The sequence below is a fragment of the Oceanicoccus sp. KOV_DT_Chl genome, from assembly GCF_900120175.1.
Taxonomy (GTDB): Bacteria; Pseudomonadota; Gammaproteobacteria; order Pseudomonadales; family Dasaniaceae; genus Oceanicoccus.
The window spans coordinates 456,557-483,287 of the sequence record NZ_FQLF01000001.1 but is presented as its reverse complement, the minus strand read 5'-3'; the positions used below and the strand labels follow the sequence as shown (position 1 = coordinate 483,287).

Here is a 26,731-nt window from a genome sequence, read left to right as displayed (position 1 = left end):
ACTAAATTGCCGACACAGGTATGATGAGAAGCGTACACAGTAAAAACAATAACTGGCGTAATATTTTCATAGGAAGCTCCATGGATTGATGGTGTTATCAGGAAGAAAAAGGGCTCTGACCCCTTTAATTACATCAATGCAGCTCTGCTTCCCTGAGCGTAGCTGTATGCATGCTGGACTTATTGATGACTGTCTCTTGACCATTTTTTTGATTACGCGGCAAATTACTTGAAAACCGTGAAACCAACCTAGCCCTACCTACAATAAAACGATTCATCTCGGCTAAGTCTTCAATCGGTATGCAATATTCCTCATACTCTTTATAAGCTACAGAAGTTACATTATAACGCCGTAAAAACTGCCGCTGTACTTTAAACTGCACTACATAACCTGCTCCATAATTTGCCACCTCAAGCTGCCTGGCCAACATTTCTGCAAAGGGACGGTGTAACTTCGGGACAAATAATTTTTGATCGACAGACTCAGGGACAAAATAACGCCAATCCACGTTGATTAAATGCGCAAGCAGCAACGGCGATATCGATTTATACAGGGTGATTGTGGCAGCCATCATCGTTCCTCATCATTATTTAACTTTTCGGGCATCGCCCTCACAATATAGCGCTGGGGTCCTCCCGCTTCGATAGCATCAAAGGGATAACAGGTTATCAACAATAATTGCTCAAGCTGCTTATCAACCACTAACTGTTCGTTAACGCTGTCCATAACTTCAGTACTTTCCACAAGGTAACGCGCACTTAATCCCTGTTTGTTTATTAGTGTTAACACATCATTATTTTTTAGCCGATGTAAAAATCTAAAATGAGTATCGCGATGGGCAGCAACAATTTTTGTGCCGGGTTGATTGGGCTGCACACTCTCATCAAGCCAACCGGGGCCAAAAGCCAGCGCATTACCCTGAGCCCCTTTTAATATATAAAGGTCATTAGCTAGTTGTTCAGATTGCAATTTTGCAACCGGCCAGGTATCGGCCCACGGCCACGGCTTAACATTTAAGCCAGTGCGCAGGCTTTGCTCCCAGGCATAACCTATTAATTGTTGCGCTAACTGCGCCTTCATAACAATCAGCAAGCCATCAGCAATAGCGAATGTTGCCGAAAAAAATAAGCAGGCCAACAAATAAAATCGCCAGTTTTTATGTTGGCAACGGCGGCCGTAGCTACTCATAATCTTCGTCTCTGCTCAAACATATTTTTATCACTAGAAAAAACCCGAATAAACCCAAGCCCCAAAGCAAGCTCAACATGGCGCGGGTAGATGTTTTGGGGATAGCAATAGTTTTCATTTCAGGCGTATTCAGAGGCTCCTGCAGGTCTGCTTCAACAGCAACAAAGCTAGTGTAGGGGGACATCAATTGGTGGCTTAAGGCAATATCAAGCACTGATTGCCGCACCTCTTGCTCTGGCCATCCCGTGATTTTTTTATCTAATAAATGCTGAATTTTTTCTCTCGCCCACAGCGTGGAAATACCTTGATGGTTGGCCTGTGCGGCTAATGTCAGTGTTTTTTCCCAGTGTTTACCGGCCTGCTTGCCACTCACTGTAATTTCACGGGGTAGCTGCTGCAAAGCCGCACTTAGCTGTAAGGGCTCACCAGCATAGAGGTCAGGTATTTTTTGTGGGTATTGGTCTGCACCACTATCCTTGGGCCAGCTGACTTGAATATCACTCATCACCGGCGCATTGAGTTTATTTAACAGCTGCGTCATGCTCACCTGCACTTCATTAACATTGCCAATATGGGTAAAAGTGCCGCGACCAAATTGAGCGGCCTTGCGCATAAAAAATGAATTGGGTGCAGCACCAATGCCAACCGTAAACAAACGGCTATCACCTAAGCGCTGATGAATGACTTTAAACAGCTCAGCCTCATTACTGACCGCACCGTCGGTGATAAAAATAATTTGTCTCACTCGCTCATCGCCAAAACTCTCCGCTAAAGACTGCCGCAAAGCTGGCATCATTTCCGTGCCACCGTCAGCTTTTAAGTTATTGACATAATGCTTAGCTCTTAACAAATTCTCCTGATTAGCCGCCACCGCACCAGTAAATAAATGTGACGTTTTATTATTAAAAGAAAAAATATTGAAACGATCTTGCGCATTCAGTTTATCTATCGCTAATAACAAGCTATTCCTAGCCTGAATAATAGAGGGCCCCTGCATGGAGCCAGAGGTATCAATCACGTAAATCACTTCGCGTGGCAGATATTCATCGCTTGCAGAGAGCGGCGGCGGAAGTAACATAAGTTGTACAAAATCCTTGCCATCCACCCGCTCCTTAAAAATTGCAGCTTCAGGGGCTTGCCCTACTTGGGTCTGCCAGCGCAGCACAAAATCCTGTTGCAGTAGCGCGCTATTTTGATCAAGTTTTATTTGATAAAGATTATTCTTTTGCGGCGTAATCTGAATGCTGTGATAAGCACTATTGATACGCTGTAAAGCCAACCCCATATCTAACTCTACCGTCAGCTCCGTTGCCGTGTGCTTAAGCGCAAAGCTGTCCACTTGCGGTAACGACCAGCCCAAATAATCCATCATCAGTGTTTCCATCTGCTGATGATCGTCAGCCTGATGCACCACCGGTAAATAACGCGGCGTAATAGCTAGTGGGAACCGCAGCTGAAATTCCCCGTGCTGATAATCTACCGGCTCAATATAATCCAGCTCAACCACAATGGTTTCACCGGGAGGAATATTAGCCACCGTGGTTTTAAATAGATTGGGGCGATACTGTTTGACGAGAGCGGCCTTTTTTCCTTCTGCCTTGGCCTGTTGGTAAATAGCCTTGGCCTCGGATTTTTCTTTAATATGACCACTAATAACTCGGTCGCCAATCTTGATCCGCATACGATGTACGGCGGCTTTATCGGGTAGAGGAAACACATAAACCGCCTCCAACCAGTCATCCTGCTTATTAATAAACCGCTGCTCAACAGCAACATGGGCAACCATACCACTGACTTTGATCGCCGTTTTATTGGCAATATTAACCAACGCCTGTGCCTCACCAGCGGCTGGTGACGCGCTCAATAATTGCCCTCCGCCAAACTCATCCAAGGCATCTGCTTGGCTACTATGCCAAGCCCAGCCGCCGAACAGCACAACTAATAACAATAAAATGAACCGCAACCGCAAAGGTTTACGCGATTTTGTTGTCCAATCGTCATCCTCTATAAAAACCGGATGAGTACGTCGTTTTAATTTAAACATTGGTTTTCTCCCTAGCTGGCATTAGCAGGGAGTAGTAAACCGCTTTGGTTTGGCTTTTTTATAGGCCAATAATGCAATTGCGATGATCAATTATGGCAAATTGTGGCATTGGTTTTAAAACGTGTTTTCTGCGTTACAATTCAACCAAGCGACCACCACACTACCGAGCAAGGATTATCGATGCCTAAACACATTGCCATCGTGGAAGACGAAATACATATCGCGCAAAATTATCGTGACGCCTTTGAACAACAGGGCTATTCGGTCAGCATCTATCCCAACCGCGCCGCTGCCATGGCCGGCTTTGCACACAAACTGCCCGACTTAGCGGTGATTGACGTGGGCTTAGAAGACGAAATTGAAGGCGGCTTTGAATTATGCCGGGACCTTCGCAGCCGCTCAAAAACCTTGCCCATTGTATTTTTAACCGCCCGAGAAAATGAATTTGATAAAATTTCGGGGCTGCGCTTAGGTGCTGATGATTACCTAACCAAAGACATTGGCCTGCACCATATGTTGGCCAGAATAGTAGCTCTGTTTCGCCGCGTAGATGCCCTTGGCAACCCCACCTTGGCAGAAGAAGTGATTAATACCGGAGATCTAAGCATCAATATTGAACAGATGCGCATCCAATGGCAGCAACAAGCGCTGGATATCACCGTCACCGAATTTTGGATTATTCATACACTGGCACGCCACCCGGGCCAAGTAAAAAGCCGCGAGCAATTAATGGAAGCTGCAAAAGTGGTGCTGGATGACAACACTATTACCTCGCACATCAAACGCATCCGCAAAAAATTTCAAAGTATTGATGATCAGTTTTGCGCCATCAACACCGCTTACGGCTTAGGCTATCGCTGGCAAGTGCAATGATGACCTTAAACAAACAGCTATTTGTTGTAAGTCTATTATTGCTTAGCATCCCTTGGTCAGGTTGCCAGTACTTGCAAGACATCGATGCCTCGCTGAGGTCAGGACAGGAGCGAACACTACAAGCGTCAACGCAAGTCATTGCCAAAGCACTGGCGCAAAACCCCGGCAGTTTAAGTCTCGAAGCCGCTAACAAATTTGAGCGCATTGAAGGTACTACCGAAGACAACCCAGCGATCAATAACACTCTCTCGTCCTTAGCCCCGGATTTTTATTGCCATCCCAACGAATATCTCATTGAAGCAGATGGCTATGCCGATAACTGGCCTGATATACCTTGGACACTATGGCCTGACAGCAATGATACGCTCATTCGCTACCGCTGCATGGTTTACCAAAACCAACTGATGTTATTTTTTGAAATTAACAATAGCGAAATGATTTTTAATAACCCTACGCGCTCACTCGCCTCTAATGGTGATCGCCTTATATTAGTCACCGGCAATAACAAAGAATATATTTTCGCCGCACAAGCCCCTGGTGATATCACCGCCCGTTATTTTAATCCCTTCCCTAACACCTATCGTGAATCATCTATTAAAGCCGCTTTGATTGATGAGCCCAATAGCTACCAATTAGAAATTTCAATGCCACTGGCATTAGTCAATGGGCGTTTAAGTTTTTACAGTATTGACGACTCTGCTAACGGCAGCACTCGGCTAGGGCCCTATCGCGACAATGCACCAGTACCCCCATTGATTTACCAATCCAACGCCATCAAGGCCGTAGTAAATACTTATACCTTACCCGGGCAACGGCTCAGGTTAGTGAATCCACAGGGCTGGCTGATTGCTTCCACGGGCACCCTTGAAACCCGTTCACAATCAAACAGCCACTGGCTATTACAAAAATTATATCGCAAATTATTGGCCGAACGTCATCAGCAACAAACGACGTATCAGGACCACGTTAATTATTCTGCGCGCCAAGAGTTTAAAAAAGCACTAACCGGGCAAAGCAGCACCATGTGGTATAACGATCCGTTGCGAACCAACCAACATTTTTTGACCAATGCCGAGCCCATTTTTATCAACGGCGCAATTGCGGCTATCTTAATTGCCGAACAAAGCAGCGAACAAACCGCCACCTTAACTGACCAAGCCTTTAGCCGATTGTTTTCATTCAGCATTATTATTATGGGGAGCGCCACCTTATCACTACTCGCCTATGCCAGCTGGCTCTCTTGGCGAATCCGCCAATTAAGTAAAGCCACTCAAAATGCGCTGGATGACAGAGGAAAACTATCAAGCCAATATCCCCATAGCAATGCCAATGATGAAATTGGTGTATTAACCCGCAACTATAGTGAACTGATGAAACGCCTGGGCGAGTACACTGACTACCTGCAAACGCTTTCTAGAAAACTATCCCACGAACTGCGCACACCTTTGGCGATTATTCATTCCTCATTGGACAATCTTGAATCACAACCATTGAATACCCCCAGCCGCACCTATCAGCAACGCGCCAAAGAAGGTGCCCAACGTTTAGGCACAATCCTAACCGCAATGAGTGAAGCTAATCGCGTAGAAGAAAGCATTAAACACTCAGAACCCGAACCTACCGATATTATTTTATTATTAACCGACCTAAGCGCCGCCTATAGCGACTTATACCCACACCATCATATTAGTTTTGAAAACTCCGATAACACTGCATCACTGAACATGGATATTGTTCCTGATTTAATAGTACAAATGCTCGACAAACTTATTGAAAATGCCACCAGCTATTGCCCGCCCAACGGGGATATTTCTATCCGCACCAGTCAGAGTAAAAATACGCTGCAATTAGCGGTTAGTAATGATGGACCGCTATTACCCGAGACAATGAAAAACCAGTTATTTGACAATATGGTATCACTGCGTGAAACCAACGATAGCCAAAGCACTCACCTAGGTCTGGGTTTATATATTGTTAGCCTGATTGTTAACTTCCATGGCGGCACAATTAACGCCACTAATCGTGATGACCACAGTGGCGTGGTGTTTACCATGCTACTACCGATACATTAATATCCCGCCAGCTAAAAACTACCCGCATAAAAAAGCCCGGCTTAACCGGGCACTCATCACCTCCTTTTAAATTTTAATCAGCAATCATAATGCCGGCGAAAGCCGCTTTATTTTGCTGGGAAAGTTGAATCTTCACCACGCGATCCAGCGCATAACTATCGTAATCGCCAGCCACTGACACCGATTGCGCAGCCCCATGGGAATAAGTTTCAATCCGGTTGCGCGCCACTCCATGGGTCACTAAATGCTCCAACACCGAAGCCGCTCGCTGCTCAGACAAAGCCAGGTTATGTACTGCGTCACCCCGGGGATCCGCATAGCCATCCAAACGAATCTGAATTTCCGGATTTTCTGACAAAAAATTCGCCAAAAAAGTTAAGCGCTGCACACCATGCTCAGTCAATGCGCTGTTATTGGTTTTGAACAACAACTCCAGCTGTAATTGCTCCAGCGCAATGCGTGCATACTCCTGCGTTGACAGTTGTGCCGCTGCTAACTGCTCACCCATGCTGCGAATACGAGTATTGGCCTGCAACAACTCAGACTCCATTACCTCCACCCGGTCCGCCGCCATAATTTCCTGGTCCAACCAAGCCCCAGCCAATATTCCCGGCACCGCACCTAATGGCCCCAAACTAGCAACACCCACCACAATACTGCCCGTCACCACGCCCAATCGTTTAGCCTCGCTGCTAGTGTTGTCAGCATCAGCCACCGCCGCTGTTGAAACCGCAGCACATAAACTTAATACAGGTAAGAATGTAGACATTTTCATAATGATTCCTCTTTCAGTTGTTAAATAAACCTTTCTTGCTTGACGGGACTTATTGAACAACGAAAAAGTGGTAATGCTGTGGCGGGTTTTGATATGAATTGTGAAAGATTGTGGCGAAATGTGTGGGTGACGGGATAACCCAGCGGCGAGCTACTTCTTCTTTATTCGCTGCGCTAAGCCTGACCCGTGAAACGTATAGGGCAGCCCTCCGATTAAAGGGCTTTGACCCCTTTAATTGCAAGCCTGAACTCGGGTAAACTAAGCGGCTTAAATATGACTTTGCGAGAAAACCTGTTGTTAAACCTCGAACTATTTGGCAAAACCTTAAAACTTGAAAACGATGGTGAGGGCACACAGTGTTTGTACTGGGACGATAAGCTAGTGAGTCAGGTCGATTTAACAGGCATCACCGTCAGTGAAATCGTACATAGATTTCAATTACAGCAAGCAAACAACAGCGAAGAAGTCAGTTTAAATCTGCAAGCCAAAGATCAGACGGTTAGTTATCAGTTATGGATAAATCAGCATCAGCAAGCAACGGGTGAGTTCCCATTAGTCCCCTCGGCACATCTAGTCAAAGAAAAATCAACACGCAGTTTTATGGGTTTGGCGGCGCTGGTCTTTAAGCTCTTTAAAAGTGCCAAGGTGATAAAAGCCGTGTTAGCCGGGGCATCCGTAGCCGGTTATGCCTGGCTGTTCACCGTTGAATTTGCCTTGGTCATAGTGGCCTGCCTGGTCATTCATGAATATGGTCATGTCAGAGCTATGCAATATTTTGGGATTAAAACCAAAGGCATTTACTTAATTCCCTTTGTTGGCGGCCTGGCAGTATCCGACGATAAGATCAATACCCGCTGGCAAGATGTGGTTATCTCTATTATGGGGCCTTGTTTTGGCCTATTTATGTCGCTGGCTTGTTTGCTGATTTATTGGCTAACTGACTTAGAACTATTTGCCGGGGCCGCAGTACTTAGCGCCTTATTAAACCTGTTTAATTTACTGCCTATTTTGCCTTTAGATGGTGGCCACGTACTCAAGAGCATCAGCTTTTCCATGCGCTCCTGGGTAGGTTTATCCGTCTGTATGGCGGGCATAGCCCTGGGGCTTGGCTTGGCATATACCTTTGGCCTGGCGCTACTGGTATTCTTTTTGTTTGTTGGCGCACTCGAAGTTATCTTTGAATGGCAGCAACGGCATTTTTCCCATTTAATTCCGCTGGATCGCTACGGTCAAACATTCTCGGCGGTGTGGTATGTTTTGGTCGTTGCCGGGCATGTCGCGGTGATTATGAATTTTGCGGATTCAGAGAATCCTATATTGAGCTTGCCGATGAAAATACTTGGGAGTTAGAAATTTTCTGGTATCAGCCGTTTGCGGAGCAGGCTCTACTCAATCTTTGTTCACTCACAAATTGCGCTGCAATTTGGACAACCTTCAGGTCGCCCGCAGGGCAAAATAAGCCCTAGCTTATTTGAGTCAAATAGTCCTCTGTGTAATATTCGGATAAAACTCTCACCCTTCGGGCCGCCCGTGCGGGCGTTGTCTCCGCTTCGCTACGGCTCGCCGTTAGTTCTGGTAACAATCAGGCGACTACATAAGGGGCCCAAAAAATCAAAATCAATTACTCTGCTCCTTTGATTCCGAATCATAAATCAAAGACCTGACCCCGGATCTTTCCGACTGGTTCAAGCTTATTGCCCCACAGGCTGTGATTCCAACTTGACGCTTAGGGATGTGGTTTCCATACTGTTTGAGGGGTAGGGATAGTGAATTGGCCCATAAAAAGCGCTTATTGTGATGAGCTTGCCAATATCGCGTAATGTAGTACGAGAGTTATGACTGTAATAACAATACGCTCTTTAGCGCAATAAATGTATTCGCGTTGTTTAGTGGCGCTTAGAGAATGATTAATGGACTTGAATATTCGCCGTTATTTCACCGTGTTAGCACTGCTGCTGTGCTTTTTAGCTGCACCGGCAAGTTTAGCCGACAGTTTAAAACCTATCGATGTGCGCGAGGTCACTGGCAATCATTTTATTGGTGATAACCTCCAGCAATTTAGCGCAGTCAAAAACGGCGCCTCGATTGACGATGTGCTGGCCCTCATTAACGATAAAAAATTTACCCGCTCATTAATTGAAGAAGGTAATTACAATTCGGGCTACCAAAATGCTTGGTTTATAGTCGAACTGGACAACCCTGGCACTAGCACCAAAGAGCTCATTCTAGAAATACCCATCCCCTATATTCAGCACGTTGATGTTTTTGTTATTAACCGTGGCCGGGTAGAAAACAACTACCAGCTGGGCATGGACCACCCGGTCAGTAAAAAACCAATTCGCAGCCGTAATATTTTAGTACCCATAACGCTAGAGGCTAACTCCCAACGCATAGTGGTGCTGCAAAATCAACGCAGCATGCAACAATTACTAGTCTCTTATATTACGCTGTGGGATCGCGACAGCTTTTATCAGCATACCGATGTAGATGAGTCGTTTTTTTGGTTTTTCTTTGGCGCTATCAGCTTGATGCTGATTTACAACCTATTAATTTATATCTTCACTAAAGACCGCAGTTATTTATTTTATGTTATCTACTGTCTTACCTCGCTGCTCTTAGCCTATGTCAGCCGTGGCTTTGCTTTTTTGCACTGGTGGCCTAACAGCCCAGAATTCAACGCCCCCCTATCTTCCGGCTTGAATACCTTATCCTATCTTTTCATTATTTTGTTTGCCCGTAGTTTTCTGCACATCAAAAATCAAAGCCCTAAAGCCGACCGTTTTATTGTCGTCCTGGCTTGGTTTTTTGCGGCCTCGTTCTTTACACAGCTATTGGCTTTTGGTAACCCGCTGCAGGCAGTAATGCTGGTAATCACTTTACTTATGTCAATTGTGCTGTGTTTATTTTTGTGGTTTATCAGCTTATCGCTGTGGCGACAGGGGAGTATTGATGCACGCAACTTTTTCGTGTCCTGGTGTTTCTATCTAATAGGTTGGGCCATCACCCACCTGGAAATTTTATCGGTTATTTCAACAAAAATTATTATTTATAATGTACAAGCCATAGGCCAGTTAATTGAGCTATCGCTATTATCCATAGCGCTTGCCAGCCGCATCAACAAAATACGTGAGGAAGAAGGCCGAGCGATTGCACAGAGCCGGGCAAAAAGTGATTTCCTGGCAAAAATGAGCCACGAAATAAGAACCCCCATGAATGGTGTGCTCGGCATGTCCGAATTATTGAGTGAAACCCCACTCAATGACCAACAGCGCAGCTACAACGAAACCATACGCACCTCAGGCAAAGCGCTATTAACGGTTATCAACGATATTCTCGATTACTCAAAAATTGAAGCGGGCAAAATGAGTATTGAGGATATTAGCTATGATGTGAACATACTGATGAGTGATGTGCTGTCACTCTACCGCTTACAAGCTGGAGAAAAAGGGGTTGTACTCAATGGGCATGTTGAGCAAAACATGCCGCCACTGATTATGGGCGACCCCAACCGGGTCCGGCAGGTGTTATTTAACCTGCTAGGCAATGCCATTAAGTTTACCGATCGCGGCGCCATTACTGTCACCATTGGTGTCGATCATCACCAGCCGCGGTTTTACCGTATTACCGTCACCGATACCGGCATTGGTATTCCCGCAGAAGCACAGCCCAACCTATTTGAAAGCTACACCCAAGAAGACAGCTCCACCACTCGCAAGTATGGCGGTACTGGTTTGGGGCTGGCTATTTGCAAGCAGCTGGCCGAATTAATGGGGGGGGTTGTTGGCGTGGAAAGTACCTCGGGCCAAGGCTCTACTTTTTGGATATCACTGCCCCTGCGAGCCGCCCACGAGGGTAGTGTCGCCAACGACCTGAGCGATGCGGCAACGACTGGCCAGGAAAAAATCCCGGCAATGAAACTGCTAGTGGTAGAAGACAATATCGTTAACCAGCAGGTGCTAAAAGCCATGTTGGAAAAGCTAGGGCAGCAACCGCGCTTTGCTAATAATGGCAAAGAGGCCCTTTTGGATTTTATTGAGAGCCAGGACAATTTCGATTTGATTTTCATGGATTGTGAAATGCCGGTCATGGATGGTTACGAGGCCACGGTGGCCATTCGCAAAATCGAAGCACAAAAACATCAAAGCCGAACCCCGATAATTGCCCTCACCGCCCACGCGGTTGAGGAGTACATCAGCAAGGCCTACCAGTCGGGTATGGACGATCACCTGGCAAAACCGATAGAACTGTCAAAAATTGAACGCGCCCTGCGCAATCATTCACCTCTGTAAGCCTCTTTTTGTTTATTGATTAAACACCCTCAAACATTCTCCTCTTCGCTGTCACTGGCCGCGGGAGCTGATATGAATCGGTGCTTCATATATCATTTGGTAATAAAAATAATTTCTGACAACTATTTACAATATAAACAAGTGAAAATTCTCTCGCCCATGGGATAATCCGCGTGTTTTTTATACTGATAGATTATTAATTGAACAGATTTTTAACCTTATCAATATATCAACTGCAACACCGCCCTTATTACGCTCGGCAGAAAATCGCCGGTGTTTTTGGGTGCCCTTGAACTACAGCGCTTGTTATTTCAAGGGAAAATACAATTTAGTGAACAAAATCAAATAGTTATTGCTACTAATTGAACACTTAAACAAATAGACAATAAATCGGCAGATGTTCACCTCTGGCTGAGGGGTTTTTTCGGCCTGCGGTTTAGCTCGCCTGATTTTTGATCAATGAAAATTAACCACGAACTTCTAGTTCAATCAAATAGGTACCACGCATCATGAATTTCAATACACGTATTATCGATAACCCCAGCGCTTTACCGGCCGCTGAAAAAGCACGGCTAATGGATCAATTTATCCATGTCTGCGCCAAGGCCTCCTCTTTCGGTGTGAACGAACAGGAGAGCATCACCAACTGGACCCACGTGTGGCATGCCATTGCCGACCTCGGCATATACGCCAAGATCGTTTGTGTCGAAGATGAACAGCGCAATGTAATTGGCTTCGCCACCGCCAAACATTTAGAGATCAATGGCAAGCCAGTATTTATGGGCCAGCTCTCTTACACACTGCCCGAGTATCAGGGCCAAAAACTCACCGGTAATGCACTGCAACAACTACTGGGCCCGGAAGATATTCCCAAATTTATTGGGGGTTATATTGTCGCCGCCACGCCCAACCCAGCAGTGTATGAAGGGGTTAATAAAATGACCGGGGCGCTGGCGCAGCATTACAACCTCAACTCAACCGTATACCCGCAAATCGACGCCAGCGGCCAAGCACTGACCATTCCCGCTCACATCGTAGCCGTCGCTGAACGCGCGATAACCGTGATGGATGCCGAAGCCTCCCTCGACCGCGAAAATTTTATTCTCGGTAATCTTTTTCAACATCACGGCAAGGTGTATTCCTCTTACAACTTTAAGTGCAAAACCGAGCATGTAAGAAAATTCTTTGAAGAAAACATCTCCCCCGAACGCCACGACGTGGTGATGATGGTGGTATCACTGGAAGAAAAACAAACCCTGCAAGCAGCGGCATAGGCCAACAAAATGAATCGCAAAAATATTGTCTATTCACTAATAGCCGCCACCGGCTACGGCAGCTGGGCGTTTTATGCCAATCAGGGCACTGGCCAAAGTTTGCAAGCGTTTATCACCCAGGGCGCATTAAGTTTTATCAGCACCCTGTTTTTTTTGTCGCTAATACTGTGGGTAGTGACACAGCGCAATGGCAAAAAGCACCAGCTATTAACAGGCATGGCCATTCCTAATGGGATAGTGGTGGTGATTTTGTACGCAACGCATTTTGTGGCCGGGACACCGAATATTGTTGCGACTATATTGCCGTCTTGCATTATGGGGATGGTGGGGTCGTTTTTTTATATTCGTGGGTTGGGGGGAACAGTTGATTAACTTTCAATATAAAATATGGGTTGAATATTTAACTCTGTCGCCCCCCGTTTTAAAAAAGAGTGACGATTTCCATCGGGCATTGTCACTTAATTTTCCAGGTTTGGCTTGTTAGGGGTGGGAGCTGGGGTCGCCCTACGGCGAGTTCATTTTCTTTACTTGCCTAAACCACCCTACTCCGTCAATCAAGGGGTAACCCATGATCAGGCCTAATAATACAATGGTAAATCATCCATGGTGACATAGTTTGCGTCTATTTTTTCAAAGACTCTGAACCTTTTATTCGCAGCACTCTCCGCCGTCATTCCCGACCATGATCGGGACAAAAGCATGAAGTGCGTTGAACGCCTGTTTTATTCAAGGCGACCCGCAGGGTGTACCCAAAACGTTTCACGGGGCAGGCTCAGCAAAGCGAATCAACTCGCCATTTTTGATACCCAAAGCACTCTCTTCGTTCGCGGGGCAGGCTCTACTCAATCATTTTTCACTCACAAATTACGTCAGTAATTTGGACGACCTTTAGGTCGCCCGTAGGGTGAAAATACGCCTTAGCGTATTTGAATCAAACAGTCCTCGCTGTAAGCGCCGTTATTTCTGACAAAACTCAGGCGACTACAAAGGGACCCGAAGGTCAAAAGCATGCATCGTGTGCGATACATAAATCAAGACCTGACCCTAAAACTTGGGAAGAATGGGTGGGCGATTGATCAATAAATAATCCTTACGACCCCTTTAATTTTCTACACTCACAACAATTGCCACCGCCGCGTCAATTGACACTGCCAACGAAGGGGCTTTTAGCAATAAACGCCTGTGAAGAAATTTGTCCTATCAAAAATTCAGCCAACTCACCGGCACGCACAATAAATGATGCGGGGTATCGAGTGTTGCAAGAGCTTGATGCTCAAATGACTTGGCCGTGATCAGCGGGCAGCGCACTAGCGTCCACTCGATATCGCTAGCAGCAAGCAACTGGTACTCGGCTTGTTTATCTTCTACGGTAGATTTCAACGTAATAGTGGCCAATGTTTGTATCACCCTGCCTTTCAAGTTGCGATCATCACCCGGCACATCCACCGCCGCCCCGGAAACCACGATATAGCGCTTGATATTATGCCTTGGCATTAACCCAATGATATGGCCCGTTACCGTCGTGCTGACTCCATCAGCAGCACTGCCGTCGGCCTTGACCGGGCCTAGTGCGCTAATAATTACATCACTACCATTGAGCCATTGCTCAAGCGCAACGGGGTCAAGGGCATCGCCTTGAACAATGGTTATCTGATCGTTAAAGGCCGCCAACTTTGCTGGCGTTCGGGCTAAAGCCTTGACCGAATAGCCCTGCGCCAGCGCTTCTTGCAAAACAAAACCGCCTACCATCCCAGTTGCCCCTAATAACGCAATGGTGATATTTTTTGGGGGGATAGCAGTGACACTGTCAACAGCCGGAGCTTCTGTTTTCAGCTCCGTTGAGGCGCAGGAAAACAACAACAATATGACCGTGGCAAAAACGATTGGCTTAAGGCAGTTTTGAATAAAGGTATTCATGCCTGCTAGCTTATAGGGCCGACGGGCTGTTTGCAACGTATCAAACAACAACTCACACCTTAACAGCTAACTCAGCCTTGCGAAGCAACTCACCCGCTCAGTTCGGTAACCATAAAGACCGTCAGCCTTGTTCGCTTAAGCCAGTGCCAAAGCATCCTCTTAGCGCCACGCCCCGATATGCTTATCCCCTTCGGGCCGCCTTTCATAAAGCAGGCGTTCAACGCACTTCGTGCTTTTGTGCTTTTGTGCTTTTGTGCTTTTGTGCTTTTGTGCTTTTGTGCTTTTGTGCTTTTGTGCTTTTGTGCTTTTGTGCTTTTGTGCTTTTGTGCTTTTGTGCTTTTGTGCTTTTGTGCTTTTGTGCTTGCCACTTTGATTCCAAACCGGCCTCAATGCAGCCGCCATACCACTCTCTGCTCTTTTCTTTTTTTTACATTAATGCTCAAGACAAACTACATGTACTTGAGTACGATGCGAGTCATCCAGGCAACACACTTAATTGATATCGAGGAATGGTAATGAAGATAGCTTCAGCGATATTGGCCTTAGGCCTATACTCTTTTGTTCTACTGGCACAAGCGGGCGGCCATGACTCAGCCGATTCCAGCATTGTTAGTGGAGAGGTTTCTGCCCCTGGGGCAGTGCTTGGTGAGGCCAAAATCACCGTTACGTTAAATGGCGTAAACATCAAAGACGGTGGCACTATGATTGTTACCTTATTTAAGGAAGAAAAAACCTGGTTAAAAACTAAAAAGGCATTACGTAATACCAAGTTTAAACTGGAACAAGGCGCCAATTTAACCGTGACTTTTGAAGGTCTGGCACCTGATAGCGACTATGCGATTCAAGCGCTGCATGATGCCAATGACAATGGCAAAATGGATATGAAATTTTTACCGTTCCCACAACCGAAAGAAGGCAGTGGTTTTTCTAATAATTATCAACCTAGTGGCTTTCCAAAATATGAGGGTGCCAAAATTAAGCTAACCGGCAGCTCGCTAGAAACAGCGATCAACCTGCAATACCCTTAACAACAACTGGGGTCAGACTCGAATTCACATATATCCTGAATAACAACAACTGGGGTCAGACTCGAATTCACATATATCCTGAATAAAAGATTTACCAATTTTTAGTTCAGTGAATGGAACTTTGTAGCAGTGACAGCGAGGAAAAACCTGTGCGAAATCATCTATGGATAGTCCGATAACTTTTAGCGAAGGCTGGTAAGCATATCCGAGGTTAATTCGAGTCTGACCCCAGTTTTTTGAATAAAAGATTTACCAATTTTTAGTTCAGTGAATGGAACTTTGTGTAGCAGTGACAGCGAGGAAAAACCTGTGCCGAAATAATCTATGGATAGTCCGAGACCTTTTAAGTGAAGGCAGGTAAGAATATCCAAGGTTAATTCGAGTCTGACCCCAGTTTTCGCCAGTTTTTTTCCGATACATAAATCAAGACCTGACCCTAAAACTTGGGAAGAATGGGTGGGCGATTGATCAATAAATAATCGTTACGACCCCTTTAATTGGTTTTTTTCCGATACATAAATCAAGACCTGACCCTAAAACTTGGGAAGAATGGGTGGGCGATTGATCAATAAATAATCGTTACGACCCCTTTAATTTGAATCGTTGGCTTATGATCTCTAACAATAGAACGCATTTTCTTTGCAAGTTCAATATACTTAGAACCTGAACTTGAGCCTCTTTGAGATCGCCATCTAATTTCACTCTTCCATTTTTTTACCGGTTTGTTAACCAATGGATAATGATTAGGGTATAGATATCAACAATAGATTTCTACGCTGCCTAAGAAGACCTTCTGACAATTTCGAAGAATGTGGTTTTTTCACATGAACGGTCTCGCCTGGTAACATTTATTTTTCACACCAATCATATTAAACTTTTAGTTATCAATCTTCGGCAACAGAAAGAAATATCTCACTAGCTTTTTTTCCAACCTCGCTTATATTTTTTGATTCCAAACCAAGTAAAGAAAGCATACTTGCCTTTGAGAACATACAAAGCAACAGCGAGGATTCAGGAATATCGTGAAGATAATTTTTATCATCGAAGCTTTTAAAATTCATATCTGATACCGCGCTAACACCTCCATGTACATATGAAGAAAGAGAGGGATATATCTTTATCATATCTGAAAAAAGCGGACTATCTTTACCGACAATCCCGGATTTATGACTACTTATGTACCTAATAATGTTCTTGTAACTAAAGGAAGAGGTAAGCTTATCAATTTTTCTTTCTGAAACACCCTCCATATAATCAAAATACTCCCTAGCTATACGTTTAATATTCATCTTGCTTTTGACCTTATGCGTTAGCTCTAGGCTTTCTTTAATACCTTTCCCGTATTGTAATGCCTCTGTGTACCGACAGTACCAATTATAATCAAAACCTACTTGGTCAGATCTTTCCGAGCCAGCCTTTACAGTTATGTATGTCGACTTAAGGAAATGCTCTATTAATGATCGATACAAAACTACACTTGAATATCTTTGGTGCTCTTCTTTAAGATCGGTGATGACATCTGCCATACCATTAATTGCTGTCAGCAAACCAACTAATGCTGAAAAAGACTCTTTATACTGAGTCTTATCTTGGACATGTTTCTCAGAAATTGTCGTTATCCATAAAAACGCAATTGCATCATTTGCCTCCTGTAATTCAACTAACCTACCTTGGCTACTCACGTATGAGTACTTCCTCAACAGACCTAAACTCCTCCAACGCTGCCTCTAACTGCTCAACAATCTCAGCAGCCAACACCTCAGGCGCAGGCAAATTCTCGGTATCTTCCAGCGCATCATCCTTCAACCAAAAAATATCTAAATTGGTTTTATCTCTGGCTACAATTTCATCATAGCTGTAACTGCGCCAGCGGCCTTCGCCCTTTTTCTCATCCCAAGTCGCTTTGCGTTTTTTAATGTCATTGGGCTTGTAGAGTTTGATAAATTCTTCAAAGTCGCTTTTTTTGAGGCGATTGGTTTTTAGGGTCATGTGGACGTTGGTGCGGAAGTCGTAGATCCAGAGTTTTTTGGTCCAGGGGGTTTTGGCGGCGGGTTTGTTGTCGAAGAAGATGACGTTTGCCTTTACGCCTTGGGCGTAGAAGATGCCGGTGGGGAGGCGCAGGATGGTGTGGAGGTTGGTGCGCTCTAGTAGGTTTTTGCGGATGGTTTCGCCGGCGCCGCCTTCGAAGAGGACGTTATCAGGGACTACGACGGCGGCTTTGCCGTCGATTTTTAGCATGTTGTAGATATGCTGGACGAAGTTAAGTTGTTTGTTGGAGGTGGTGGCCCAGAAGTCTTCGCGTTCGTAGGTGAGTTTTTCAGATTCGGCTTTGCCGGTTTTTTCGCTGATGACTGTGATGGAGCTTTTTTTGCCGAAGGGTGGATTGGCTAGCACGATATCGACGCGGTCGTTGTCGCTGACTTCTTTGGCTAGAGCATCCTGGCTGATCACGGGACATTCGCCGTCGGCGCTGCCGATACCGTGGAGGTAGAGGTTCATGGCGCATAGGCGGGTGACGCTATCGACGATGTCGTTACCGCGCAGGGCTTTTTCGCGTAAATGCTTTTGTTCTTTTTTGGAGGTGGCTTTGGGGGCCATATAGTCATAGGCCGCGAGTAAGAATCCGCCGGTGCCGGTAGCCGGGTCGGCGACGGTGTCCATGACATCGGGCTGCATGACATCGACCATGGCCTGGATTAAGGGGCGTGGGGTAAAGTATTGACCGGCACCGCCTTTTACATCCTGGGCGTTGCGCTCTAACAGGCCTTCGTAGATTTCACCTTTGACATCCACCGGCAGGGTTGACCAGGCTTCTTTTTCGATCATTTTGATCAGGCGTTCGAGCTTGGCCGGGTCTTGTATTTTGTTTTGCGCCTTGCGGAAGATGGTGCCTAACATACCGCCTGCTTTGCCCAGCTCTTCGAGGGTATGGCGGTATTGAATTTCCAGTGCATCACCGTCGAGTTTGACCAGTTTTGACCAGCTGTATTTTGCAGGAACGGCGACTTGCTGGCCGGACTCTTCGCGCTCATCGGCCATTTTTAAAAAGATTAAAAAGGTGATTTGCTCGACGTAATCGCCGTAACCTACGCCGTCATCGCGTAGTACGTGGGCGTAGTTCCAGACTTTGTTGACTATTTCTGATGCGCTCATAATTACTAATTACCTAAATTCCGACTAACTTGACGAAACCAGTTCCTATCAAGTTTAAAACTAACCAACTTCAAATCGTCACCTTGAGAGACAAAAACATGAAAACTACTCATATGAGTATCTTTTATATTCAGTAACTGTCTTCGGGTTAAACCACCACTTCGCTGATATTTATTAAATATTTCCTCGGGTAAATCAAAAGTGAATAGCTCTTCACCAGCCTCTGACTCTATTGACCACCCAGCTTCACCAACACGAATTCGCACATAATTCTCGTCCCGGAATACAAAATCTTCCATAGAGCGACTAGCAGATAGAAAAACGGGAAAACTCCCGTTAAACATTGTAAGAAAACCACTTCCTCGCTGCCTACAAACACCAATGAACTCTAACAAGTGCCCCTATACTCAAATAGATCATCATCCTCATCCACAAAATCAGCTTGTCTGTAATCACCGAAAAGCTGATCTCTCACTAACTTCCGCACAACTGATAGCTTTGGCTTATTGTCTAATTCGTCAAAACTAACTGCATCAATTGCTGAGATAATGGGGCGAAAAAGCGTATTATTCTTGAGAGGCAGTAGGAATATATCCTGCGCGTAAGCATAATCCTGGGCGGGCTTTGAAAAGTCTTCTTTTGAAAAAATAGCATAAAGGTAATGAAACCTTTTGCTAGCCACCCTCCGCCCACTGATGTTATCGACTACCCAATACTCCGAAACATCCTTATGAACACCGGCCGCGTTACGAACAATTTCAATGCCTGTCTTAGAGTCTTTAAATTTTGCCTCTATCAACAATCTCTGCTGGTTACAGAATGGCGGCGTATACTGAAAATCAGCGACAGCATCAATTTGATGTTTGGCACCCCTGCCATATATTTCTAATCCTGACGAGCCATCATTAAGGGAAGAGTCCCCATTTTTCTCAAAGATTGGCGTGTATCCTGTCTTTGACAGAATATAGAGTATTGCTTCCTCAAGAAGCATCCCGCGTAATGTAGGGTCTGAATACCTTGCCATTATTCACTACTCAAAGTTTGACGAAAAAACTGCTCGACGTAATCGCCGTAGCCTACGCCGTCATCGCGCAATACGTGGGCGTTGCTCCCGACTTTGTTGACTATTTCTGATGCTGACATTATTTTTCCACTAATAGATTAACAACCAACTCAAGGTTATCTAAAGTTTTAGGCCCTGGTGTAACCAACCAGTCAAATAGCTGGCTCGCGTTAATCTTACCTTCTAAGTATTTGACAATTGACTCAATAAATACAACATGACTTACTAAAGATACATTCGTTGTACCAGCCGCCTTATTCTTAGAAAACGCATCGAAGTCAGGCTTGCCTAGAGTCAAATAACTATCACAATTTATATCTGCGCCCTTAATCAAAACAGCAAATGCGTCATCTTTAGAAACAAGAGCCCCTCTTTCAACTTTGTCTTACATTCAACAAGGGTTGTACGTCCATCACAACATATCTGGAAATCCGGCACACCTTGGCGCTTCAAGTCATCTATTTTTTCAACAACCCAGCCTTGTACTAAATTAAGCAAAGTCTCTATCGGGGTTTCGTAATCATCACCGATAAGTTCATAAGAATCAGTAATTAACTGTTTATCGATCCCAACAACCTCTGCTCTCTGGGAATGCTCTCTTTCCCAACGCTTTAATGGCTTATCTAGATAGTTTGCGATAGCGTTAAGCAAGGCAGCCACTCTATCCGGATTTTCAAGCACCGAATTGAGTTTATTAACATCAATAGAATGGAGAGAATTTGGATCATGTAAACCCTCAGCCTTAAGAACCATAGCCCTGTGCCTCCCAAACCCAGGCACACGCTCAGACCTAGCTATTTTTACCAAATCAACAAGGTCTACAGGAACACCGAACTTTATCCTCTCAACAACCAAAGAAAGCTCTGTTAAGAATTTCTCAGGGATATTTAAACTAGGTAAGGAGAGGACTGTTTGTAGTCCCGATAGAACCCAAGCCACATCATCGCTTAATCTCTGCATATAACCATATGTTATTGCTGGCAGCTCATGACTCAACTGTCTCTCAGGAACACCCTCTATCCAAAGGCTAATGGCATAGGCAGCATTCTGAACTTTATCAGGCATATTTGACGCATTAATATTCAAAAACAAATTATTGCCTCTTAGGAATCTGGTGGCCTTTGCCTCAGGTCTATTGCCTCTTGCAAACGGTAAAAATCGCTGCCCGCCCTCAGCAAAATCACTAGAGGCACAAATAGCGTGAATCAAACCAATAACCCAATTTTCGACGCCACCACTAAAGACCTGGATATTATTGCTAACAACATCCACGACCTCTCTTACCGTAGGCGGCAATAAGCCAACCCTGGCTGTGGCTACGCCAAGGTCTGTCGCAAAATAATAGTCTTGTTCGAACTGAATAAAACCTTGATCAAGAAGCCATTGAATTGACTCATCAATTTTTCCAGGTAAAACCCTTAGCTTTTCTGGATTTTTTTCAGACTGCTCATACCACCAAAAAGTATTCTCAAAAAAGTCAGCAATACTCTTTCTAGTGTTTGCAACCCTGCTTGAAAATATATTCAAAACTAACTTTCTTAAACTTTTTTCAATCAACTTTGATGAAACATCTACCTTTTCATTCCCAATTAAATTATTTGCTTGAATTTGTTGAGCACGATTTGATGGAAGCAAAACAGAATAACCCTTAGAATGCATTCCAAGCCTACCGGCACGACCAGACATATTTTGGAATTCATCCTTAGGCAGCCAGCGATTATTAGGCACCCAGGGCCTTTCGAATGAGTCAAATAGCACTGTCTGAAAAGGGAAGTTGACTCCAGCTGCTAGTGTAGGCGTGGCAAATACAATATCGAAAGAACCATCCAACAACCCTTTTTCAACCAACTCTCTTTCATCGAGCGATAGGTCTGCTGTATGGAAAGCCACTCTTTTTTCAGACACTCCCCCCAAAGATCTTGATAAAGTTACTGGTTCTGAAAAGAAATCAAGCTGAGAAGAAAACTGGAACCCTTGAGGATCTTTTTGCAATTGGGCAGAAAATTCCTCAGCCAATTGAACCGCCCTGTTGCGGGTCATGGTAAAGACCAAAACAGGGCCAAACTCTTCTTTGAGTAAGTGGTGGCAAGCATCTATAGTGGTGGATGGGAGCCCCCTCTCATCTCCTTGATTTCCTCTTCTCCGAAATCACACTCAAACCCAGAGCCCTGATACCATATTTGCTGAGACAAAGGCACATCTCTTTCAATAACACGAATCTCTGTAGCTCCAATCCAGCTTGCCAACTCATTAGAATTATTCACTGTCGCACTTAAGCAAATAAGCTGCGCAGGATCACTTAATTTAATCTTAGTACATAACGTTTCTACATCTGCCCCTCTAGACTCGTCATTTAAAAGCTGTATTTCATCAGCTATAACTAATACACCATCAATAACAAGGTCATCTGAAGTAGAGACCATTGAAAGAAACTTCTCGTATGTTGCGACAAGTATTCCGTTATTCCAACCACCTTCAATACGGTCACCAGTTGATATTGCCACATCAAACCATTTATCGTCTTTATCACCGTAAACTTCGCTGAATAACTTATATTTTTCTTCCGCCAAAGCCTTATGGGAGAGAAGATAAACTGACTTACCACCTTTGAGCGCAGTTTGGACGGCGGCTATTTCTGCAATTGTAGTTTTCCCGCCTGAGGTTGGCGCAGAGATAAACAGACTCTCTCCTGACACCAAGCCCCCTTTCAAAGCCTGTTGTTGAGCTAATGTAAACTCAGTTAATCCACGAGAAAGTAATTTTTCTATTAGATCAGAATGCACACCAAAATCTTTTCCATCTTCTATCTTCACCCTAAACTCCCTGAAAAAGCCGAAGCTAAAATCGACTGTTTATTTTTTCTGCTTTAAGTAGCTGAGCCCCTATATCATTTGCTAACCGATCAATAGCATCAAACTTATTTTCGACTTCTGAGACTATTACCGACTGTTCGGCCAATGCAGGCAAAGGCAAGGTAATATTGCGAACCTTTGATAAATTTAGGTTTGGCTGATTTCCGCCTGAAGCAGCCTTTCTTGTTTCTTCATAATTTTCTAGTAGTCGAAGACGTACATAAGCCTTACTTGCCTTCTCTTCATCAACAATAATGGCAGCACAAGCTTGATTACATGTTGCTTGAAAGGTTATCTCAGTTACCTGCCCCCGGGTTTTACCCTCTCCATACATTGCCAACAGCAAAGTCCCCGAACCAAACAGCTTTAAGCCACCATCAACTGCTGCTTGTGTAACAAACTGCTCTGCATGATGAGTGTATGCGTTGTTTGTAGCCGAGCTAGTCAACCACGGTATATCTCCGTTATCCCAGAATTCTGGATTCGAACGCCTTGGTGTTTTCCCTGTTTGAACCACTGCTATTTCACCAATAGAAGATTGCTGCCAACCCTCTAATGAAATATTATTATCTTCACGCCATTGTTTGGTGAGTTCGCCTGTGACGGCGGCTTTGAGGACGGATTGGCGGTATTGTTTGAGAAGTTGTTTGGCTTTGTTGAGGGCGGCTATGCCGGCGTCGATATGGGAGAAGAGTTCTTCGATTTTGGCGACGATGCGTTTTTGTTGTTCGGGTGGGGCGATAGGTATTAATAACGGCTCAATATCCCCATGATTTATTTGTGGCACTATCGCCCCGTCAGCAATAACACCCAGATCAACTGTTTGAAACCAATACCAAAAATACTTCTGCTCAACCCCAACGGGGTAAACCCCCATCGTATTTAAGTCATAACCACTAGGCTGAAAAAGGATTCTTTTCTTGTTAGTAGCTATTGCCCCGCCTCTTTTAGGGAATATCACTGTACCCTCTGGCTGAACATGCAGTTTCAATGAATTCAGCTGATCGACAGTAAGATAGGTGCTTGCTTTATGAATGAATAGCTCGTTCCCGTCCGTATTCATATCCCCGACTTTGAACCACGGGGTTCCGCTTTCTCCGGCGATATCGGCAATCCCCTTGGGTGTTTGACCGCTAATCACAAATCCGACTTGAGAGACTGAAGCCCAAAACCAATTTTTGGGTAGATCATCGAGATTATCGTCTTCGATCCCTAATGGCTCTTTGTACTTATTTTTCCAAGCTTCCGTCTTAGGAAGCGATCCCCGCCTCTCCCAACGTTCAAGCTCATGCTGTTCCCAAACAAAGCGCCGGGTCTCCAATATTTTCAGAATTGGGTCAGCTTCAACTTCACTCATGCAATCAAATACCCATTAAGTTCCTGCACTATCACAGGTAATTCTTTCCCAAATAAACTTTGCGCCTTTAACAAGCCCCCTCTTCTTTACAGGCAGGTATCATTTCAAAATCATCCATTTCAAATTCGGCGTTATTGGCGATTTGATCTTTGATGCGTTGCAGCCACTGTTGTTGTTCTACTGTAAATGGATTCCCGCCTTCGCGGGAATGACGGGCTTGGGATTGTTGCTCTAACCAAGCCTCAAAACGCTGATTCACCAATTCCGGGAATGGCTCAAGCACTTCACTTAAGCCGGTGGAGAAACGAATCAAGCTGACAATATTGGTGAGCAGTTCTTTGGCGGGTACGCCTTTGACTTTGGCTTTTTCCAGTTGCTCGTAGGCCTTCCACACTTCTAGTGGGGCGATATTGTAGGGGGGCTGTTTGATTTCGTCGGCTAGGTCTTCGATTTGCTGATAGCTTAGGTGGCGCTGGGTGTAGGGTTTGGCGTAGATCAGCTGGATGGCGTCGAGTTCGTCTTTGTGTTCTTTAATAAAACTTTCATAGCGGGTGATGATGCCTTGGGCTTTTTCGGCATCGTAACCGGCTTCTAGTAATTCATCGGCGCTGTCGTCGATCAGTTGATCGGTGTCGCGGCGCAGGGTTTCTAGCAGTTCGCGCAAATCTGGGTTATGGAAGGGTTTGATGGCGGCGTCGGCCAATGTTCGTAAACGGCTTTGCGTTGTTCGTCGCTGACTTCATCGCTGCCGTATTGGGCTTTGAGTTTTTCTGCGAGAAAATCGGTATTGCCTGCGTGTACTAATTTAGCGGCGACGAGGGTTAAGTTCGCCTCTTCTGTTACCTTTATTCCCTCTCCTCGGTCCTCTCCCTCAGGGAGAGGATGCCCCATTATCTTTTCTAACAATTTATTGATTTGTTTGCGCTGGCCGTCGCTGAGCTTCATATCTAAACGGATTAATCGGTTGCCTAGGGTTTGCAGGCTTTCGGGGCTTCTATCCCCCATGGCGATTTGTTGCATGAGCTTTTCGGTAGTAACTGAGGGTTTGCTCTCAAGGCTTTTGGTTTCGGTTTTGTCAGTTTCGGTAACGCCGACGGCATCGACCAGCACAAAGCGGGTTTTGGTGGGGGCATCGGGTGTGACTTTAAGCAGTACGTCGTCACCGATGACGCGGGTGCCACGGCCTTTCATTTGTTCGTAATAAGCTTGGCTGCGGACATCGCGCATAAACACTAAGCATTCCAGCGGTTTGATGTCGGTGCCGGTGGCTATCATATCGACGGTGACGGCGATGCGCAGGCGTGGGCTGGTGCGAAATTCCTGGATGGTTTCTTCTGCGCCTTTTTTGCCGACTCGGTAAGTAACTTTTTTACAGAAGTCGTTGCCTTCACCGAAGGCCTCACGGATGGCATCAACGATGCGGTCGGCGTGGTCATCGTCTTTGGCGAAGAACAGGGTTTTGGGTACCCAGCTGCGGCCGGGGAAGCATTCGGGCAGGCAGCGGTCTTTAAAGGTTTGAATGACGGTGCGTATTTGGTTGGGGGCGATAACGCTGCGGTCGAGCTGGGTTCTTTGGTATTGCTCGTCTTCGTCGAGTAGCTCCCAGCGTTTTTGTTTGGTGAGGCGGTCGCGCACTTCGATATTGGTGCCGGCCTCCATTAAACCGCCCTGTTCGGACTTTTCGGTTTTGATGCGGTAGATGTCGTAACCGACGTTAACGCGGTCGATGACGGCATCTTCGTGGGTGTATTCCGACACCACGTTTTGGTGAAAGTAGCCGATGGTTTTTTTGGTGGGTGTGGCGGTAAGGCCGATTAAGAAAGCGTCAAAGTAATCGAGCACTTGGCTCCACAGGTTGTAGATAGAGCGGTGGCATTCATCGATGATGATGACATCGAATGTCTCGATGGGGATATGGGGGTTGTAGACCACTTCCTGCGCGACAGTGCTGCTGGCGCCCATCTCAAAAGTGGAATGCTCTTCTATCTCTTCATCCATTTCTTTGCCGCACAGTTGTGAGTACATGCGCTGGATGGTTGAGATGGTGACTTTGATTTCATCGCCAATGCCACCGGGGCCGAGGATGTGGGCGTTGTAGAGCTCGGTGAATTTGCGGCCATCATCAGGGGTGGTGTATTGCTGGAATTCTTTGTGTGCTTGCCGACCTAAGTTGCCTCTATCGACCAGAAACAAGACGCGCTTAGCTTTGGCGAATTTAGCTAGGCGATAGACTTCGGTGCAGGCGGTAAAGGTTTTACCGGCGCCGGTGGCCATTTGTAGCAAGGCGCGTTGCTTGCCTTGTTTGAGGGAGGCTTCGATACCGTTAACGGCTTCGATTTGGCAATCACGCAGTCCCGTGGTGTTCAGTGCGGGTAGCTGTTGTAAGCGAGCACGAAAGGTGTCGTTTTGTTCTAACCAGTCTTTTAAGGTTTCTGGCCGGTGAAAATGGAAAATATTGCGCGAACGCGTGACTGGGTCGCGTTCGTCGCGAAAGCGAATAACGTGGTTGGTAGCCTCATATAAGAACGGCAAGGGTTGATCTTCGGCTGCCCAGCGCTGGATATGTTTGGTTTTGGAGGTGGCATAACGAGCAGATTGTTCGGCAACGTGGCCGAGGCTGGCACCTTCGCGTTTAGCTTCGATAATGCCGCAGGCACGTCCTGCGATGAACAGCATGTAGTCGGCGGGGCCGGTGTCAGTGTCGAATTCGCGGACAGCAACGCCTATTGATTCGTGTAGGTTAATGCGTTTTTTGTCTTGAACTGACCAACCTGCAGCGATGAGCTTTTCATCAATCTCTTCACGGGTTTGGATTTCAAGTTTGTCGGTGGGTGGTGGCGTCATAA

General features: G+C 45.5%; 23 protein-coding genes. 7 read left to right on the top strand and 16 right to left on the bottom strand.

Features of this window, described 5'->3' with window-relative positions:
* Positions 1-133: 133 nt before the first annotated feature.
* The 3 genes from UNITIG_RS02185 to UNITIG_RS02175 are packed head-to-tail and all read right to left on the bottom strand — an operon-like array spanning position 134 to position 3,232.
* Positions 134-571 carry a hypothetical protein gene (locus UNITIG_RS02185; protein ID WP_101756901.1) on the bottom strand — a complete coding sequence of 146 codons (438 nt, stop codon included), beginning with the start codon at positions 569-571 and terminating at the stop codon, positions 134-136.
* Positions 571-1,188, bottom strand: a complete 618-nt coding sequence (locus tag UNITIG_RS02180) for a class GN sortase (protein WP_101756900.1) — start codon at positions 1,186-1,188, stop codon at positions 571-573. The genes UNITIG_RS02185 and UNITIG_RS02180 overlap by 1 nt, the downstream gene beginning before the upstream one ends.
* Positions 1,181-3,232, bottom strand: a complete 2,052-nt coding sequence (locus tag UNITIG_RS02175) for a marine proteobacterial sortase target protein (protein WP_101756899.1) — start codon at positions 3,230-3,232, stop codon at positions 1,181-1,183. Before UNITIG_RS02175 ends, UNITIG_RS02180 begins: the two co-directional genes overlap by 8 nt.
* 180 nt (positions 3,233-3,412) lie before the next feature.
* On the opposite strand from UNITIG_RS02175, the gene pdsR reads away from it, so the two are divergent.
* Positions 3,413-4,105 (top strand): proteobacterial dedicated sortase system response regulator, encoded by a 693-nt coding sequence (pdsR, locus tag UNITIG_RS02170; protein WP_101756898.1) that lies wholly within the window; start codon positions 3,413-3,415, stop codon positions 4,103-4,105.
* Positions 4,102-6,177 (top strand): ATP-binding protein, encoded by a 2,076-nt coding sequence (locus UNITIG_RS02165; protein ID WP_101756897.1) that lies wholly within the window; start codon positions 4,102-4,104, stop codon positions 6,175-6,177. The genes pdsR and UNITIG_RS02165 overlap by 4 nt, the downstream gene beginning before the upstream one ends.
* Positions 6,178-6,250: 73 nt before the next feature.
* On the opposite strand, the gene UNITIG_RS02160 is transcribed toward UNITIG_RS02165, so the two are convergent.
* Complete coding sequence (locus UNITIG_RS02160) at positions 6,251-6,952, bottom strand: OmpA family protein (RefSeq protein WP_101756896.1); 702 nt, start codon at positions 6,950-6,952, stop codon at positions 6,251-6,253.
* Positions 6,953-7,225: 273 nt separating this feature from the next.
* On the opposite strand from UNITIG_RS02160, the gene UNITIG_RS02155 reads away from it, so the two are divergent.
* The 4 genes from UNITIG_RS02155 (at position 7,226) to UNITIG_RS02140 (ending at position 12,887) form a co-directional block, all read left to right on the top strand.
* Positions 7,226-8,302, top strand: a complete 1,077-nt coding sequence (locus UNITIG_RS02155) for a site-2 protease family protein (RefSeq protein ID WP_235015208.1) — start codon at positions 7,226-7,228, stop codon at positions 8,300-8,302.
* 560 nt (positions 8,303-8,862) lie between these two features.
* A complete protein-coding gene (locus UNITIG_RS02150; RefSeq protein ID WP_101756895.1) occupies positions 8,863-11,241 on the top strand; it encodes a hybrid sensor histidine kinase/response regulator in 2,379 nt (792 codons plus the stop codon).
* 509 nt (positions 11,242-11,750) lie between these two features.
* The gene (locus UNITIG_RS02145) at positions 11,751-12,515 is read left to right on the top strand and encodes a hypothetical protein (RefSeq protein WP_101756894.1); all 765 of its coding nucleotides are present in this window, start codon (positions 11,751-11,753) and stop codon (positions 12,513-12,515) included.
* A gap of 9 nt (positions 12,516-12,524) precedes the next feature.
* Positions 12,525-12,887, top strand: coding sequence for a hypothetical protein (locus UNITIG_RS02140; RefSeq protein WP_101756893.1), 363 nt, complete (start codon positions 12,525-12,527; stop codon positions 12,885-12,887).
* An 828-nt stretch (positions 12,888-13,715) separates the two neighbouring features.
* On the opposite strand, the gene UNITIG_RS02135 is transcribed toward UNITIG_RS02140, so the two are convergent.
* Both UNITIG_RS02135 and UNITIG_RS23005 read right to left on the bottom strand, forming a co-directional pair.
* Positions 13,716-14,432, bottom strand: a complete 717-nt coding sequence (locus UNITIG_RS02135; protein WP_145999056.1) for an NAD(P)-dependent oxidoreductase — start codon at positions 14,430-14,432, stop codon at positions 13,716-13,718.
* Positions 14,433-14,591: 159 nt separating this feature from the next.
* On the bottom strand, positions 14,592-14,834 hold the full coding sequence (locus tag UNITIG_RS23005) for a hypothetical protein (RefSeq protein WP_159931056.1): 243 nt from the start codon (positions 14,832-14,834) through the stop codon (positions 14,592-14,594).
* Positions 14,835-14,947: 113 nt separating this feature from the next.
* Between UNITIG_RS23005 and UNITIG_RS02125 the strand changes: the two genes are divergently transcribed.
* On the top strand, positions 14,948-15,460 hold the full coding sequence (locus UNITIG_RS02125) for a DUF2141 domain-containing protein (RefSeq protein WP_159931055.1): 513 nt from the start codon (positions 14,948-14,950) through the stop codon (positions 15,458-15,460).
* A 182-nt stretch (positions 15,461-15,642) separates the two neighbouring features.
* Here the strand turns inward: UNITIG_RS02125 and UNITIG_RS24850 are convergent, their stop codons facing one another.
* From UNITIG_RS24850 to UNITIG_RS02075, 10 genes are all read right to left on the bottom strand, one after another.
* The gene (locus UNITIG_RS24850) at positions 15,643-15,831 is read right to left on the bottom strand and encodes an EAL domain-containing protein (protein ID WP_304528925.1); all 189 of its coding nucleotides are present in this window, start codon (positions 15,829-15,831) and stop codon (positions 15,643-15,645) included.
* Positions 15,832-16,344: 513 nt separating this feature from the next.
* A complete protein-coding gene (locus UNITIG_RS02115; protein WP_101756888.1) occupies positions 16,345-17,142 on the bottom strand; it encodes a DUF5677 domain-containing protein in 798 nt (265 codons plus the stop codon).
* Positions 17,135-18,613, bottom strand: coding sequence for a class I SAM-dependent DNA methyltransferase (locus tag UNITIG_RS02110; protein WP_101756887.1), 1,479 nt, complete (start codon positions 18,611-18,613; stop codon positions 17,135-17,137). Before UNITIG_RS02110 ends, UNITIG_RS02115 begins: the two co-directional genes overlap by 8 nt.
* 5 nt (positions 18,614-18,618) lie before the next feature.
* The gene (locus UNITIG_RS02105) at positions 18,619-18,957 is read right to left on the bottom strand and encodes a hypothetical protein (protein WP_145999054.1); all 339 of its coding nucleotides are present in this window, start codon (positions 18,955-18,957) and stop codon (positions 18,619-18,621) included.
* Positions 18,958-19,001: 44 nt separating this feature from the next.
* Entirely contained in the window at positions 19,002-19,637 is a 636-nt protein-coding gene (locus UNITIG_RS02100) for a hypothetical protein (RefSeq protein WP_101756885.1), read from the bottom strand.
* A gap of 369 nt (positions 19,638-20,006) precedes the next feature.
* Positions 20,007-21,692: an HTH domain-containing protein gene (locus UNITIG_RS02090; protein WP_159931053.1), complete on the bottom strand. Its 1,686-nt coding sequence runs from the start codon at positions 21,690-21,692 to the stop codon at positions 20,007-20,009.
* Between the two features lie 77 nt (positions 21,693-21,769).
* Complete coding sequence (locus tag UNITIG_RS02085) at positions 21,770-22,489, bottom strand: DEAD/DEAH box helicase (protein WP_101756882.1); 720 nt, start codon at positions 22,487-22,489, stop codon at positions 21,770-21,772.
* Positions 22,490-22,514: 25 nt separating this feature from the next.
* Positions 22,515-23,885 (bottom strand): restriction endonuclease subunit S, encoded by a 1,371-nt coding sequence (locus UNITIG_RS02080; protein WP_101756881.1) that lies wholly within the window; start codon positions 23,883-23,885, stop codon positions 22,515-22,517.
* 67 nt (positions 23,886-23,952) lie between these two features.
* A complete protein-coding gene (locus UNITIG_RS23275) occupies positions 23,953-24,588 on the bottom strand; it encodes a type I restriction-modification enzyme R subunit C-terminal domain-containing protein (protein ID WP_200821142.1) in 636 nt (211 codons plus the stop codon).
* Positions 24,534-26,729, bottom strand: coding sequence for a DEAD/DEAH box helicase family protein (locus UNITIG_RS02075; RefSeq protein WP_200821141.1), 2,196 nt, complete (start codon positions 26,727-26,729; stop codon positions 24,534-24,536). Before UNITIG_RS02075 ends, UNITIG_RS23275 begins: the two co-directional genes overlap by 55 nt.
* Positions 26,730-26,731 lie beyond the last annotated feature (2 nt).